Below are 15283 nucleotides of genomic sequence, written 5' to 3'. Positions count from 1 at the left end.
AGAGGCAGGATCAACAAAGCCACTCTGGCCGCAAATGGAAAGACGATCTGAGAGCGTCGGGCACGTCCGCGTGGCTGCCCGCACATCCCGCGTCAGAACCACATCGGCGCAATCGATAATGCAAGGAGAATGCCCAGCGCGGCGTTCAGGAGGTGCCATTGACGGTCAGTACGCAATAAACGCCCCACCACCAAGCCCGCCATGCACCAGAGTGACAGCGACAGGATCGCAGAAATGCCAAATGCAAGGCCCAGAAGCGACGCCAGAATCAAGGGGCTGCTGGCGATACCCGCGAAGGATGCCGCCGCACCGAGCGCGATCGCCCAACCCTTCGGGTTATGCCACGTCAGCCAGAGGCCCGACAGAAACCGTGCAGGGCGCGCCATGCTCGCCTGACGCGGTGGCCCATTCCGACTGATCCGCCAAGCGAGCCAGAGCAGATAGACCGTTCCAACGACTTTCATCGCCATCTGGAATCGCGGTGCATTTATGATGATCGCCCCCAGTCCGACGGCGGTACCAGCCGTCATCGAGCCAAGCCCGACCGCAATCCCCGCCATCAAGGGAAGAGTCTGGCGGTATCCGAAATGCGCGCCAGAAGCTGTCGCCATCGTTGTCGCGCCGCCTGGCGTCACCGTGGACGCCATTGTGAACACGGCAAGCGATAACAGTCCCTCTGTGGCCATCGTTTTTTCTCCCTGTCGCGACCTGAATGTAAGTTGCGACAATCCATTAGAAAAACGATGGTTTGATGTGTCGGCCATTACGATCTATAATGCCGCTATGGCACGCACGCTTGATCTCGCCCTGATCCGCACTTTCGTCACTGTTGCCGACCATGACAGCATGACGATTGCCGCGAATGCGCTGCATCTGACACAAGGTGCCGTCAGCCAGCACGTCCGTCGCCTGGAAGATCAATTGGGAGGCGCCCTGTTTGAACGAACGCGTGGCGGGCTGATTCTTACTGTTTTGGGGGAGCGTCTGCTCGGTAAGGCGCGCTATCTCCTCGCGCTTAATGATGACATCTGGGAAGATCTGGAAGGCCACGCTATCAAGGGGAAATTGCGCCTCGGTGTACCTCCAGACCTGATCGGCACCAGTATCGCGCCGGCCTTGAAAGCGTTCTCGGACGCCCATCCCCACGTCGAATTGTCCCTCGTCTGCTCTGCCTCCCCTGAACTGAAAGTCGCTCTCGCGAAGGGAGAGTTGGACCTCGCGGTCATTGAAGAGCCTGCGGGACATGAGACAGGCGAATGTCTGACAGTGGACAGGCTGGTGTGGGTGGGCGCCCGGGGCGGCCAGGCCTATCGTCGCCGTCCGTTACCTATTTCGATGGTGGCACGCACCTGCGCCTTTCGTCCTGTCATCCTCGAGGCACTGCGTAAAAGCGGGCTCACTTGGCGAAGCGCGTTCGAAGCGGGCAGCATCGAAGCGACAGCCACGACGGTAAGAGCAGATCTCGCCGTGACCGCCTGGCTGTCATCCACCATCCCGGCAGATCTCACCATTCTCAGCGACGCCGGGCTGCCCGATCTGTCATCATTTGCAATCACTCTCCATCTCTCCGCAAAATCCATATCGTCAGCCGCGACTGAAATGGCCCGCGCTTTGCGAGCCACATTTTCACAGTTTCGACAGGCTGCGTGACCTCATAAATGCCGTCGAACCATCGGTTTCAACCACCGAAGACACGCGCCAATTCCGATCCAAATCAGCCCTCCGAGCATTCCCAGCCCGCCACTAGCCACGAGCATGAGCCCGGATACGCCAAGGGCGAGTGGCAGCAAAATAGTCGGAAGCGGCATCCGGAACGGCGGCAATATATCATCGCGCTTTCGCAGACTTATGAGGACCAGGAGCGAGGGAATAAAGTGCAGTACGTAGAGGCATCCGCCGATCGCCGTCGCAAGCCGGAGCGACCCCGTCAAAGCAACCACACCGAGCATCCCCGCGCTCAGCAAGGTCGCGGCCCACGGCACCCCCGTGCTCATCTGGACGCGGGCCAGCGCTCCCGGTAGGAGCCCGTCGCGCGCCATTGCGAAACAAATCCGCGACGTGACCACCAAAACGGCATTTCCCGTTGCCGCCGTCGTCAGGACTGCCACCAGAGCGATCCCCTTTTCCCCGTTGCGACCGAGGAAAATACGTGCGGCATCCGCTAACGGAGCTGACGACTGCGCCACCCCAACGTCCCCAGAGCGACGAAGGCGACGGCAAGGTAGACGAACAGGACAATCCCCAGCGTCAGCAGAATCGCCAGTGGCAGATTGCGCTCCGGTCGCGCCACCTCTTCCCCCGCGGCAGCGACCATGTCGAAGCCGCCGAAGGCTAGAAAGGCCATCAGCGTGGCCGACATGACCCCAGCCATGCCATGGGGCATCCACGGATGGAAATATGTGACCGTGATTGACGGCAGGCCCAGCAGAACAAAACCCGATAATCCGGCCAGCGCGAGGACGATGATCGCCTGCTGGACCTGCCCTGACAGTTTCACACCCACGACATTGATCAGGGTACACACTGCCACAAGCCCGAGGGCACCGAGAAGCGACGGTATACCAGTCAGAGCGCTCAAATATCCCCCGAAACCAAACGTGACGTAGCCACTGATGAAGACATAGGAGCCCCAGAATACCCACCCCATCAGAAATCCCCATTCGTGACCAAGCACTTCGCGCACGAAAGCATAACCGCCCCCTGCCGTGGGATAACGGCAGGCGAGTTCCGCATAAGGCAGAGCGATCAAAAGAGCCACGACGAATGCGAGCCCAAAAGCCAGCAATGCCGCAGGTCCGGAAAGCATCGCCGCATTGCCGATCAGGACAAAAATTCCTCCGCCAATCGTACCCCCGACACCAAGGGCAACGGCAGCCCGCAACCCCAAAGCGCGCCGCAGGCTTACCGATCCAGTTGGGATATCAACCGTATCCATGATGACATCCGCTCCTATGCCAGACCAATGCGGACTCGCCGATTATGACGTCCCTTGTTTTCAATCTTGAGAATGCAGATGGGTCGGGACATGCCAGTTTCAGCCAGATGCGTACCACCGCAGGCTTGCCGGTCCAGGCCACGAATTTCGACGATCCGAATCGTGCCGTCTGGGGTTGGTGGCGGGGCCACGGATCGCGAACGGATCAGACCGTGCTCCTTCGCCGCCTGTTCGATTCCGGCATAGCTATCTGTCACTGGGAGATTCTGCCGGAGCACATCATTGATCGGAGCTTCGAGCGATCGCAGTCGACCATTGTCCGCGTCCGGCACATCGAAATCCATGCGGGCGGTGCCGTCCTCGTTCATCTGAACGCCCGTCACCAAGGCGCCATCGAAATTCTGAAACACAAGAGCATTCAGGATGTGCGTGCCGGTATGCAGTTCGCGCATCATCTGCCGAAAGGCCGGATCGACAACAGCTTCCACGGTACCCGTAATATCCGCATCGGGATCGCTCAGCACGATCCACTGATCCCTCCCGCTTCCTTCAAATCCCGTCACCGGTAGTTCCCCATGCTGCCAGCGCAGCATGCCGCGATCCGCCATCTGGCCACCGCCACCGGGAAAGAACGGCGAGTGCGCCAGCCGGACACGTCCGGGCTGCGAGGCAATGATCTCGGTCTGGAGACACAAGGTCTCGGGATGGTCATGATAAAAGGCACGCGGCGACATACGGTACTCCTGAATCTCAAAATCAGGAGCGTCCGTCTTTTCGAGAAGAAAAGATTGGCGAAAATTGCGTTGGAAAGACCGTTCAGGATTCCACCTGACGGATGGCCTTCACAAACTGCTTGGGCGTGATTCCGTGACAGCGCCGAAAATAGGTTGTGAACGCGCTCTGGTCATAGAACCCAGCCATTACGGCGGCCTGTGCAATGGGTATGCCACGCCGAAGGTAATCACGAGCATGCTCCAAGCGGATCTGCATTAAATATGCGTGCGGGGTCAGACCGATACCACGCTTGAAAAGGCCGATCAGTTGAAACGGAGTTAAACCGACCGACCGGCTTAATTCCTCCAGACTCAAATCATCCGCGAATTGATCCGTCATCCTCTGCATGACCTGTCGGATCAGCATGCGATCTCGTGGGGCACGATCAATAACACTGCCACCATGACCATGGCGTCGAAACAGACTCCCAAAAGTGCCGATTAGCAATTCTTGGCGGCGGAGCCCATTCGTATTGCCATCAAGACAATAATGTAACGATAGAAAACTCTGGATCAGATCAGGATCAAGGAAAATATTTCTATTAAAACGCGGAATATCGTCGATGCCGAGACCTTGCGCCACGACCTTGATCGCGTCATCAGACAGATATAGGGATCGATAGCGCCAGTGCTGACTGCGTCCCATTGTACCCGCGTGGGGCTCGTCCGGGTTGAAAACCAACAGCGATGAGGGGCGCGCCTCATCCACAACGCCGCGGCTTTTGATGATCGATCCGCCTGCCTCGGTAATGGCGATGACAAAGCCGTCATGCAGATGCGGCGGATAATCCTGTCTCGTAAAGTCCGCACACATCAGGCTGAGGCCGGGAAGATCATTGTCGAACCAATATCGCGTGGTATTTCTTTCGTAAGTGCGCGCCAAGACGTCTTCCTGACCAATCAGTTGATGGACCCCGTGCCGCGCCGATCACTCAAGTTCACTGCCCGAAGAAGATATCCGACACACGGATCCCGGTCCCAGCGTGGCTGTTCATTCTACCGTGCGTCCCTCTCGGGCATATCCTGCGTATGATCGCTCACCTTAATCCTCCCTTTTAGTCCGAGTCAGCCATGTCAGGCGAAGAGAAACTGCCCCTCCTTCGTTTTTGAAGGAGGAATCCATGATGGAGGAAAAGAGCATGGTTTCTGCATTGTCTGGGATGATGCAGGGAGACGCAACTTGCCTTGTGAGGGCGTGCTCGTCCAAGTCCCCCCCATATTTCATCGTTAAGAGCAGGAAGATGCCGGGCCTTGCCCAGCAGGCGTTCTCCCAACGAAGTCAGTCTCAGACCACCACGCGCACGCTCAAACAGCGACCGACTCGATTAGTCTTCCAATCGCCTGACATGTTGACTGACCGCTCCCTGCGTCAAACGCAGCTTATTCGCCGCGTTTGTCATGCTGGCGCGATCGGCCACAGTGACGAAGGTGCGAATCAGCAGAAGATCGAGTGCACGTGTCATCTTACCATCATGATTCCTAATGCAACTTACGTCAAATTATCGTTTCTCTAATTTGCGGCACGCCTTACAATTGGAAGCTGGAGGAGAGGAATGCTGCAAAGTTCCCCGTGACTAAACGACGGCAGCTCCACCGTGGTGTGCGGTGCCAACGTGCGCGACGGCTCGAAGAGCCACGTACGCGTCTTCCATATTGCGACAGGTTACGATTCATTTCTTTTATGGTGATAGAGAAAATTCATATCCATGCATAAAATACAGATGAACGGATTGCTGCGCGATATACATGAAACCTATGTGAAGGATCGTTTTGTCACCGTTGGTGGTCTTGACATAATTCGCATTCTCGCAGAATTCGGCGTCAGAGATGAAGATTCTGATGCTCTGGAAACGGTGGGCGACCATCCGGTTCCAGATCCAACATTTACGCGCAAACCGACAACAGAAGGCCATATCTCATGCCCTTACGACTCGTTTAGCCCTCACTTGGAATTTCCACTAAGCCTTGATATTCCAGCGCCTCCAATAGTCTCACCTGCCAAAAAAACGTCCTGATGGCTGCTTCGTAGAGTAAAAAAGGAGAGGATCATGCAATCCCCATCCCTTCAACTCGCCGTCGCAATGGCGCTTTCCGGAACTATTGGTGTCTTCGTCGTGCAAAGCACCCTTGACCCAATAAATTTCGTATTCTGGCGCTGTGCATTCGGCGCTATATCCCTCGGTATTTGGTGTCTGTCTCGTGGTTTGTTTTCTCACTTCCATACGCGCAATATCATCGCGGCCATGGCATGCGGCGCACTCATAGTGTGTTCCTGGGTTTTATTCTTTACGGCCTATGGACTGACGTCGATTGCAACGGCAACAATAATTTATCATATTCAGCCATTTTTTATCATTATTTCCGGAGCCTTGTTCCTCAAGGAAAAAGTGACGCGCTTGCAAATTTCATGGATTATAGCCGCATTTATTGGTGTAGCACTTTCCAGTGGGCTGCTCTTCAAAGGAATGCCTGGTGGAGATCATGCGTTGATCGGCGTGACGCTTGCGTTATTAGCCGCCGCTGCCTACGCACTCATCACCCTCATTACCAAGGGCATCCGCAACCAGCGCGCAGAAATCACGACATTCTGGCAACTTGCAACCGGCGCCGTGCTTTTGGCGCCGTTCGCGAACTATAGCCATCTGCCCGGTTGGTCGGCGTGGGGATGGATCGTGGGTGCTGGTGTAATTCTTACAGGGCTATGTTACGCCTTGATGTTTAAGGCATACCCGCATTTGAGTACCGCAACGATAAGTTCCTTGACGTTCATATATCCGCTCGTGGCGATTCTCTGTGATAATTTAGTTTATGGTCATCGCTTGACAGTCGTCCAGTACATCGGAGCTACATTGATCGCCGTTTCCACCCTGGGAGCGAGGTTTGGATGGAGCATACCGCGCATAGCGGCGCTATGGGCAGGACCACGAGAAGACCTGGACGCAGGCTGACGACAGCGACGCGATACATGCTATGCCACGCGCATGGCAATCCCGATCCTTCCCGGACTGTCCCTGGCCGAGTCCGAGCTGGAGGTCAGCTACATCCTCGCCTCCGGCCCCGGCGGGCAGAACGTCAACAAGGTGGCGACGGCGGCGCAGCTACGCTTCGACGCCGCGCGCTCGCCCGCGCTGTCCGAACGGGTACGCGCCCGCCTGCTCGAGGTCGCGGGCAGCCGCGCCACGCGCGACGGCGTCATCGTCATCACCGCCCGGCGCTTCCGCACCCAGCACGCAACCGCGAGGACGCGGTCGAACGGCTGGCCGCCCTGATCCGCGAGGCCGCGCACCGCCCCGCCTTCCGCGTCGCCACCCGCCCCGGCCGCGCCGCCCGCCAGCGCCGGCTGGACGGCAAGGCCCACCGCGCCAGCATCAAGCGCGGACGCGCCCTGCGGCATGACGACTAGATCGAAAAATCACGACCCCAGTCTCAAGCCGTAGAAGCGTGTATCCACGGCCATTCTTGGAAAGGAACCCGGCAGGGACCGGGGGTCGATCCGGCGAAAACCGTTCTTCTCGTAGAAGCGATGGGCTGCGGCGAATGCGTCCGTCGTCCCCAGGAAGATGTCGCGCACCGCGCGGCCGCGCGCATGGCCCAGCATGTTCTGCAGAAGCGCCTGCGCGACACCATGCTCCCGCCCCCGCCAGGCCGGGGCGACGAACATCTTGCGCAACGCCGCCTGCCCGGCCCCGATATCCTTCAGGCCGACCGTGCCCACGACATGGCCGCCCTCCTCCGCCACCAGGAAATCGCCGACGCCGCTCTGGTAGAAGGACGGAATCGAATGCAGGTCCGGCTGATCTTCCGCCGTAATCGGGATGCCGAATTCTTCCCGCTGGATGGGAAGTATCACACCCATCACACCTTGCGCGTCGGCCGGGACAAAGCGGCGAATGCGCAGCGTGCTCATATGCGGCAGCCCATGAACGTGCCCTGCGCCGGTGATCCGCGCATGACCCTCAGCGCCCGCCCGACACCGTCAGCGACGCGCCCGTGACGTACGACGCCGCCGGCGACAGCAGATACAGCACGGCCGCGGCGATCTCGTCCGGCGTGCCGACGCGCCCCATCGGCACGCCCGACTCGGCGGCGTATTTCGCCGTCTCGGGCGACACCATGTCGGTCGCCGTCAGGCCCGGCGCCACCGCGTTGACCCGCACCCCCTCGCGCGCCACCTCGGTGGCCAGCCCCTTGGTGAAGGTCTCGATCGCGCCCTTGGTCGCCGCATAGGGCACCAGCCCGGGCAGGCCGCCCAGGCGCGCCGCCACCGACGAGATATTGACGATCGCGCCCCCCTTGCCGCCATGCCGGGTGGACAGCCGCCGCACCGCCTCGCCGGCTGCCAGGATGCTGCCCGTCACGTTGACGGCCAGCAGGGTGGCCAGCCCCGCCGCGTCCAGTTCGTCGATGCGGGCCTTGTCGCCCAGGATGCCCGCATTGTTCACCAGCCCCACCAGCGGGCCGAGTTCCGCCTCGGCCGCCGCGAACAGGCCCGGGATCTGCGCCGGATCGCCGATGTCGGCCCGGATCGCCGCCGCCCGTCCGCCCGCCGCCCGGATGGCCTGCGCCAGTTCGTCGGCCTGCGCCGCGCTGTGGGCGTAATTGATGGCAACGGCATAGCCGGCGCCCGCCAGCGCCCGGCAGATCGCCTGGCCGATGCCGCGCGCGCCGCCGGTGACGACGATCGTGCCGGATGCGGGTGTGTCGATGGCGGTCATGAATGCGTCCCTTCCTTCTGGGCGGATGCGCCGGACGCCCCCCGACGGGGGCGACGCGGGCGGGGTCCCGCAACCATGCCGCCGAAGCCCCCCGCGCCGCAACGGGCGCCTGGCGCATAGCGCGTCGCGCACCGGCCCCCCGTTCGCCGGGCGCAACCCGGGCGGCGGACGGGCGTTGACGCCCCCACCAGCCCGGGGGACAGGGCAATGAAGTCCAGTTGTCACACGGACGGACCCTTCCAGACGGTCGAAACCACCACGGTACAGGCCGGCGAGACGATCGGCGTGCTGGGCGTCCCGCGGGAAGCGCACGGGCTGGTTCTGTTCGCCCATGGCAGCGGCAGCGGGCGCTTCAGCCCGCGCAACACCCATGTCGCCCACGCGCTGCACCGCGCCGGGCTGGCGACCCTGCTGGTCGACCTGCTGCGCAACAACGAGGACCAGGACCGCCGGAAGGTGTTCGACATCCCCCTGCTGGCCGCACGGCTGGCCGGCGCCACGCAGTGGGTGCGCCAGGCCGCCCATCTGGCAGCGCTGCCCATCTGCTATTTCGGCGCCAGCACCGGTGCCGCCGCCGCCCTGCTGGCGGCGTCCACCGATACGGCCCGCATCGCCGCCATCGTCTCGCGCGGCGGCCGCCCCGACCTGGCCGGCGCCACCGCGCTGGCCCGCGTGCAGTCGCCGACCCTGCTGATCGTCGGCGGCCGGGACGACGACGTGCTGGCCCTGAACCGCGCGGCCCTGCGCGCGATGCAGTGCGAGCGCGATCTGGTGATCGTCCCCGGCGCGACCCATCTGTTCGAGGAACCCGGCACGCTGGACCAGGTCGTCGATCACGCGACCCGATGGTTTCTGGCACATGTCCGCGAACCGCCCTGATCCGCCAGCCACATGGAAGGGTGCGCCGCGAAAACCCGTTATATATCCTGATGAATCGGGCCCCTGGGCCTCCGGCCCCGGTGAATTCGGGCAAAGCCCGATCCCACCGCCCGCCGCGCCGGCGTAACGCTTCGGTGAGGCCCGGCCCCCGCCGGAAACCCCGGCCCCGCCCGCCTGTTCGGAATAAGGGGCGCGACGCCCGCATCGCGCCCGACACACCAGCACGGAGGCCCGCTGCAATGAAGGCCGCAACCGTCGATCCGGCCCCGGGTGGGTCCGGCCCCCTGATGGCGACACACCTGCCACCCGCCGACTGCGCCGCGCCCGCGTCGATGGCGATGCCCGTCCCCATGCCCGTCACGATCATCGACATGACATCGCAGACCCGCGCCACGGTGGCGATCCGCGACATCATGCCCGGCGTGCAGGCCGATCTGGACGCCCTGGGGCGCGTCATCCGGCTGCGGGTCCAGCAGGTTCCGCCGGACCTGCTGCCGACGGCCTGAAGCACCCCGCCCGCCACGTCGCGTCACCTGCGCCCCCGGTCCGGGGGCAACCCACCCGCCGCGCGGCACGTTGTCCCGTCATCCCCGCGGTCGGGGCGGCGCGCCGGAAGCCTGCGCGCGCCGCCCCCGTACCACCCGCCCCACGGCCGCCAGGCCCGGCCGGAAACGACCAGCACCGACCGGAGGCCCCGTCACGCCGCCGCCTGGCCGCCCCCTTGCCCACAGGAGGTTCCATGCAAGCGGATGCACGCGGCATGCATCGTCACCCTGACCCCACCCCGCCCTCACGACACGGCACCGGCCGGCGGCGCGGACCCCGCGCCCTGGCGCTGCTGCCGGCGTGCCTGATCGCCCTGCTGCTTCCGCTCGTGCCCGGCCAGGCGCAATCCCCCGCGCCGCCGCCCGCTCCGCCTCCAACCCAGGCCCAGTCCGCGCCGCCCGACCAGGCCCAGATGGACCAGGCCCGCATCCGGCACCTGGTCGGCACGTTGAGCGATCCCGATCGCCGCGCGGCCTTCCTGCAGGACCTGCGCACTCTGGGCGACCTGCCCGATCCCGCTACCCTGCGCGAGGCGCCCCCCGCGGCGGCCGCGCCCGCCGCCCGGGTCATCACCGCCCCCGTCATCACCGTTCCGGCCCGCACCGCCCCCGCGACACCTGCTCCGGCCTCGGCCCCGGCCGCCCCTGCCGCTGCCCCTGGTGCCGCCCCCGCCGCGCCGGCCGCGACGCCCCCGGCCGCCGCCCCGCACCAGCTCGCGCTGGCGCCGGGCAGCCTGGGCGCCGAAATGCTGACGGGCCTGACCGGCGCGGCCCTGACCGTGGGCCAGAGGGTCAAGGCGTTCGGTGGCCTGTTCGTCGACCTGCGGGATGTCGGCACATGGTTCGGCCGCATGGTGCGCCACCCCGGATCACGCGCGCTGCTGACCGGCCTGTCGTGGCGGCTGGCGCTGGTCATGCTGGCCGGCATCGTGGTGGAACGCGGCCTGTCCATTCCCCTGGCGCGGCGGGTGCGGCGGCTGGACGCCCGCCTGGCGGGCCAGATCCAGCCGCCGCCCCCGCTGCCCGTCGCGCCGCCCGCCGACACCCCCGACACCACCCACCCCGACGACGTGCATGACAATGCGGACCGGGCCGCCGCCGCCCAGCGCGAACGCGACGCCCGCCTGCGCCGGCGCACGGTCCGGACGCTGCGGCTGGCGCCGTGGGTGCTGCTGCGGCTGGTGCTGGACGTGCTGCCGCCGGCAGTGTTCTTCGGCGTGGCCAACCTGGCCGCCCCGGCCCTGACCGACGAGCCCCGCATGCTGGCCGTCATCCTGATCGTGGCCGATTCCTACGCCATCGCCCGCCTGGTGAACGTGGTGCTGAACGCCCTGCTGTCGCCGCGCCTGCCGCACCTGCGCCCCCTGCCCCTGCGCGACGGGACGGCGGCCCTGCTGGCCTGGTGGATGACCGGCCTGGCGCTGGTGCCCATCGTCGCCCTGTGCGTGGCCAACGTGGGCCAGGTGCTGGACCTGCCCGACCGGGGACAGGACGCCATCGGCCGGCTGATCGTGCTGGTCGAGCATCTGCTGGTCGCCACCCTGATCGTGCGCGTCCGTCGGCCGGTCGCCAACGTCCTGCGTCCCCTGCGGCAGATCCACCCCCGCCTGGCCAACAGCATCTTCGACGGGCTGGCCGACGGCTGGTGGATCGTGGCGCTGGTGCTGGATTTCGCGCTGTGGCTGGTGTGGGCCGCGCAGATCCCCGACGGCTACCAGCGGGTGTGGCGCCTGTTCCTGGCCGCCGCCGCCGTGCTGGTCGCCTTCCGCGTGCTGGCCATCATCCTGTTCGGCCTGCTGGACCGCACCTTCCAGCCGGGCCCCGACGCCGACGGCCGGCTGTCCGACCTGTCGCGGCGCGGCGCGCGCTATTACCCCATCGCCCGGCGCGTCCTGGCCTGGGCGCTGGCCGCCGCCGGGCTGGTCGCGCTGATGCAGGCCTGGGGGATGCCGGCGTTCCAGTGGTTCGGCGACGGGCGCATCGGCCGGCGCCTGGTCTCGGCGGCGGGCACCATCGTGGTGGCGGTGGCGGTCGGCCTTACGCTGTGGGAATACGTCAACGGGGCGCTGGACCGGCAGATCGACCGCTACGCCACCAGCAACCAGAGCCTGCGGGCCATGCGGCTGCGCACGCTGGCGCCCATCCTGCGGACGGTGCTGATGGTGTGCCTGGTCATCGTCCTGGCCATGACCATGCTCAGCCAGATCGGCCTGGACATCGCGCCGCTGCTGGCCGGCGCCGGGATCATCGGCGTGGCGGTGGGCTTCGGGTCGCAGAAGCTGGTGCAGGATTTCATCACCGGCATCTTCCTGCTGCTGGAAAACGCGATGGAGGTCGGCGACTGGGTCACCGCCGGCGGCCTGTCGGGGGCGGTGGAAACCCTGTCCATCCGCACCCTGCGCCTGCGCGCGGCCGACGGGTCGGTCCACATCATCCCCTTCAGCGCGGTATCGACCGTGACCAACACCAATCGCGGCCTGGGCAACGCCGCCGTCAGCGTGGACATCGCCCCTGACCAGGACGCCGACCACGCGGGCGAGGTGCTGAAGGACATCGTCGCCGGCATGCGCCAGGACCCGGCCTTCGCGCCCGGCATGCTGGGCGACCTGGAATACTGGGGGGTCAACGCGGTCTCGGCCCAGGCCGTCACCCTGGCCGGCCAGGTGCGCTGCACCGACACCGCCCGCTGGGGCGTGCAGCGCGAATTCAACCGCCGCCTGGCCCAGCGCTTCATGCACGAGGGCATTCGCCTGGCCCGCCCGGTCAGCACCGTGCAGCTTCTGCCCCCGCCAGGCGGGACGCCGGCCGGAACGCCCTGAACGACCGATCCGAACGCCGGGCCGGCGCAACCCGCCGCGCCCCGCTGCGTTCCCCCCGGGACATGCATGCCAGACGCCCCGCCCGGCCGGCCGACCTTCGGATCGCATCCCCGCCCGGGCGGGGCCGGCCGGCGCGCGCGTGACCAGCGCGGCGCACCCCCGCCCGGCGCGCAGGTCCCCCGCGCGCCAGCCCCCCGCGCGGCAATCCCCATCGGGCGAATCCCAGTCACGCCCACCCCCATGGCGTCCCTTTCCACGGCGCCGGCGCCCGTCGCGCCTGGCCAGGATGCTGGACCTTGCCGTCCTGGTGCTGATCTGCGTGCTGGTGCTGCTGCCCTGGTCGTGGGACTGGTTCGTGCCGCTGATCGATTCGCGCGCCACCGCCCTGCTGAACCGCCGGACCACCATCGCCCACCTGCACGTCCGGCCGGGGCGCGTCGTCATCCTTACCCTCGACGGCCTGACCATCGGGCAGCCCTGGGGGTTCGAGGACGAAGGCCGGCCCTTCGCCACCGCGCGCCAGGTCGTCATCTGGTTCGACCTCTGGACCTACCTGCACCAGCACAGGATGTCCTTCCCTCTGGTCGCGGTCGATACCCCCCGGGTCAGCGTCGTGCGCCGCGCCGACGGCACCGACAACATCACCGCCGACGCGCCCTCGGCCGCCACCGGCCAGCCGGCCCTGCCCGACATCGGCGACCTGCGCGTCACCAACGGCCGGATGGATGTCACGGACGCCCGGCGCGGCGTGGACCTGACGGTGGGGGTCTACACCACCCCGCCCGACAACGCGGACCCGGAGGGGCCTCGGGGCCGGATCGTCGCCGACCTGCATGGCACCTACGACGGCCGGCCGGTCGACGGGCACCTGGTCAGCGGCGGGCCGCTGACGCTGGCCCGGTCCGACCGCCCCTACCCCATCACGCTGATGGTGCACGGGGGCCGGACCCTGGCGGCGCTGGAAGGCACCCTCGTCAACCCGCTGGCCCTGGCCGGCGCGCCCGTGTCCGTCCACATGTCGGGCCACGTCTCGGGCCCCGACCTGTCGCTGCTGTCGTCGCTGACCGGCCTGCCGATCCCCAACACGCCCGCCTATTCGGCCGCCGGCGCCGTGGACTATGACGGCGCCACCCTGCGGGTCGACGACCTGCGCGGCAAACTGGGGTCGAGCGACCTGGACGGCACCCTGCGGCTGGATCTCCATGCCGCCGTGCCGGCCCTGGAGGCCGACCTGCATTCCCTCCACGTGGATCTGAAGGATCTGGCCGGGCTCCTCGCCGCGACCGACGCGGCGGACCTGCTGCGCGATCTCTCGTTCGCCGCGCCGTTCCCCGTCGCCCGGCTGCGCGCGATCAAGGGCCGGCTGCGCTACCGCGCCGCGCAGATCACCCGCCACGCCACCCGCCTGGATCATGTCGAGGCCGACATCGCCCTGCACGACGGCGCGCTGGACCTGCGCCGGCTGGCGGCCGGGCTGGACGGCGGCACGCTGTCCGGAGCCATGGCCCTGACCCCCGCCGACCCACCCGACGAGACCGCCAGCGAGACCGCCAGTGAGACCGCCCCGGGGGCCGCCACCGAGGTCGCCAGCGAAACCGCCACCGGGGCCGCCACCGGGGCCGGGATCACCGCCCGCCTCCTCATCGACGCCACGCATCTGGACCTGGCGCGCCTGACGCGGGCGGTCGCGGATACCACCGGGGCCGATATGCCCGGCGTCAAAGGTATCGTCGGCGGCCACGCGCGCCTCGACGCCACGGGGCTGTCGGCGGCCGGCCTGCTCGCGCACGGCACCGGCCGCCTGGCGCTGGCGCTGGATCGCGGCGGCGACCTGTTCGCCCTGCTGCCCGCCCTGCTGGGCCTGCCCATCGGCCGCCCCGTCCTGTCCGCGCTGGGCTTTCCGAAACCGACCGACACGCGCTGCCTCATCGCCGACCTGCCGCTGCGCGACGGCCTGCTGTCGGTCGCGACCCTGCTGGACACCGACGCCGGCCGCACGCTGGGCCGCGGCACCGCCGACCTGCGCCGCGACACCCTGGACTACACGCTGGCGACGCAGCCCGCCCGCCCCCGCCCGACACCCCCGGACACCGCCCAGACCGTGTCGTCCCCCGACACCGCCCGCATCACCGGCCCGCTGGCCAACCCGTCGATCCTGCCGGGGGCCGAGACCGCTTCCGCGCGGGCGGCGGCCGGTGGCCCCGACCTCGTCACCCTGGCGCCGGCACTGCTGGCGACCCTCCAGCCCGGCAGCGGCGTGGCATCGGCCTGCACCCGCACCCTGCGCGCCGCCCTTCCGGCCCCGCCCGCCGCCCCGCCCCCGACACCGCGCCCCATCGCACCGGCATCCCACCCGACGCCGCGCAAGCCGCCCCCCGCCCGGCCCGCCCGGCACCCGTCCGCCAGACGCCCTCCGCCCCCCGTCGCCAAGCCCGAGCCCGCCGACCCGCACAGGCTGGATGCCCCCGAAATCCGGGCGATCTGGATGGCGCGGCAGTCGCGGACGCCACAGCCCGGCAACAGGCCCTGACGGCACGGGTTTCGCCCTTGCCCCCCGAAGGTGCGGCCCCTTGGAAACCCGGGATTTTATATCCGCCCATTGGGAAACCGGTTCAAA

15 protein-coding genes and 1 pseudogene are annotated in these 15283 nt (G+C 66.4%); 8 read left to right on the top strand and 8 right to left on the bottom strand.

The annotated features are described in order from the left end of the window. Positions 1-92: 92 nt before the first annotated feature. Entirely contained in the window at positions 93-611 is a 519-nt protein-coding gene (locus HLH34_RS15155; protein WP_220792204.1) for a LysE family translocator, read from the bottom strand. A gap of 25 nt (positions 612-636) precedes the next feature. On the opposite strand from HLH34_RS15155, the gene HLH34_RS15150 reads away from it, so the two are divergent. Further along, complete coding sequence (locus tag HLH34_RS15150) at positions 637-1650, top strand: LysR family transcriptional regulator (protein WP_204737763.1); 1014 nt, start codon at positions 637-639, stop codon at positions 1648-1650. Between the two features lie 2 nt (positions 1651-1652). On the opposite strand, the gene HLH34_RS19835 is transcribed toward HLH34_RS15150, so the two are convergent. The 5 genes from HLH34_RS19835 to HLH34_RS19205 all read right to left on the bottom strand — a co-directional run bounded on the left by HLH34_RS19835 (position 1653) and on the right by HLH34_RS19205 (position 5171). Continuing rightward, positions 1653-2108 carry an amino acid permease gene (locus tag HLH34_RS19835; protein WP_408871326.1) on the bottom strand — a complete coding sequence of 152 codons (456 nt, stop codon included), beginning with the start codon at positions 2106-2108 and terminating at the stop codon, positions 1653-1655. Between the two features lie 53 nt (positions 2109-2161). Then, positions 2162-2935 carry an APC family permease gene (locus HLH34_RS19685; RefSeq protein ID WP_220792203.1) on the bottom strand — a complete coding sequence of 258 codons (774 nt, stop codon included), beginning with the start codon at positions 2933-2935 and terminating at the stop codon, positions 2162-2164. Positions 2936-2949: 14 nt separating this feature from the next. Continuing rightward, positions 2950-3669, bottom strand: coding sequence for an alanyl-tRNA editing protein (locus tag HLH34_RS15140; protein ID WP_183120411.1), 720 nt, complete (start codon positions 3667-3669; stop codon positions 2950-2952). Positions 3670-3751: 82 nt separating this feature from the next. Next, positions 3752-4591 (bottom strand): helix-turn-helix transcriptional regulator, encoded by an 840-nt coding sequence (locus tag HLH34_RS15135; protein WP_183120410.1) that lies wholly within the window; start codon positions 4589-4591, stop codon positions 3752-3754. A gap of 442 nt (positions 4592-5033) precedes the next feature. Then, on the bottom strand, positions 5034-5171 hold the full coding sequence (locus tag HLH34_RS19205) for a LysR family transcriptional regulator (RefSeq protein ID WP_220792202.1): 138 nt from the start codon (positions 5169-5171) through the stop codon (positions 5034-5036). A 258-nt stretch (positions 5172-5429) separates the two neighbouring features. Here HLH34_RS19205 and HLH34_RS15125 point away from each other — a divergent pair, with 258 nt between their 5' ends. From HLH34_RS15125 to arfB, 3 genes and pseudogenes are all read left to right on the top strand, one after another. Continuing rightward, a complete protein-coding gene (locus HLH34_RS15125; RefSeq protein WP_183120409.1) occupies positions 5430-5723 on the top strand; it encodes a hypothetical protein in 294 nt (97 codons plus the stop codon). Between the two features lie 33 nt (positions 5724-5756). Next, the gene (locus HLH34_RS15120; RefSeq protein WP_183120408.1) at positions 5757-6656 is read left to right on the top strand and encodes a DMT family transporter; all 900 of its coding nucleotides are present in this window, start codon (positions 5757-5759) and stop codon (positions 6654-6656) included. A 33-nt stretch (positions 6657-6689) separates the two neighbouring features. Continuing rightward, positions 6690-7111, top strand: a pseudogene (gene arfB, locus HLH34_RS15115) (alternative ribosome rescue aminoacyl-tRNA hydrolase ArfB). A 9-nt stretch (positions 7112-7120) separates the two neighbouring features. Here the strand turns inward: arfB and HLH34_RS15110 are convergent. Together HLH34_RS15110 and HLH34_RS15105 are read right to left on the bottom strand one after the other, a co-directional pair. Continuing rightward, complete coding sequence (locus HLH34_RS15110) at positions 7121-7615, bottom strand: GNAT family N-acetyltransferase (protein ID WP_183120407.1); 495 nt, start codon at positions 7613-7615, stop codon at positions 7121-7123. Between the two features lie 49 nt (positions 7616-7664). Next, on the bottom strand, positions 7665-8423 hold the full coding sequence (locus HLH34_RS15105; protein ID WP_183120406.1) for an SDR family oxidoreductase: 759 nt from the start codon (positions 8421-8423) through the stop codon (positions 7665-7667). A gap of 207 nt (positions 8424-8630) precedes the next feature. Between HLH34_RS15105 and HLH34_RS15100 the strand changes: the two genes are divergently transcribed. From HLH34_RS15100 to HLH34_RS15085, 4 genes are all read left to right on the top strand, one after another. Then, positions 8631-9302, top strand: a complete 672-nt coding sequence (locus HLH34_RS15100) for a dienelactone hydrolase family protein (protein WP_183120405.1) — start codon at positions 8631-8633, stop codon at positions 9300-9302. A gap of 239 nt (positions 9303-9541) precedes the next feature. Further along, entirely contained in the window at positions 9542-9808 is a 267-nt protein-coding gene (locus HLH34_RS15095; RefSeq protein ID WP_183120404.1) for a hypothetical protein, read from the top strand. Between the two features lie 254 nt (positions 9809-10062). Continuing rightward, positions 10063-12666 (top strand): mechanosensitive ion channel domain-containing protein, encoded by a 2604-nt coding sequence (locus HLH34_RS15090; RefSeq protein WP_244959993.1) that lies wholly within the window; start codon positions 10063-10065, stop codon positions 12664-12666. A gap of 286 nt (positions 12667-12952) precedes the next feature. Then, positions 12953-15196, top strand: coding sequence for an AsmA family protein (locus HLH34_RS15085; protein ID WP_183120402.1), 2244 nt, complete (start codon positions 12953-12955; stop codon positions 15194-15196). The last annotated feature ends 87 nt before the right edge of the window (positions 15197-15283 follow it).

The sequence above is a fragment of the Gluconacetobacter azotocaptans genome, assembly GCF_014174355.1.
In the GTDB taxonomy this organism is placed as follows: domain Bacteria; phylum Pseudomonadota; class Alphaproteobacteria; order Acetobacterales; family Acetobacteraceae; genus Gluconacetobacter; species Gluconacetobacter azotocaptans.
This window is presented reverse-complemented; position numbering and strand designations above follow the sequence as displayed.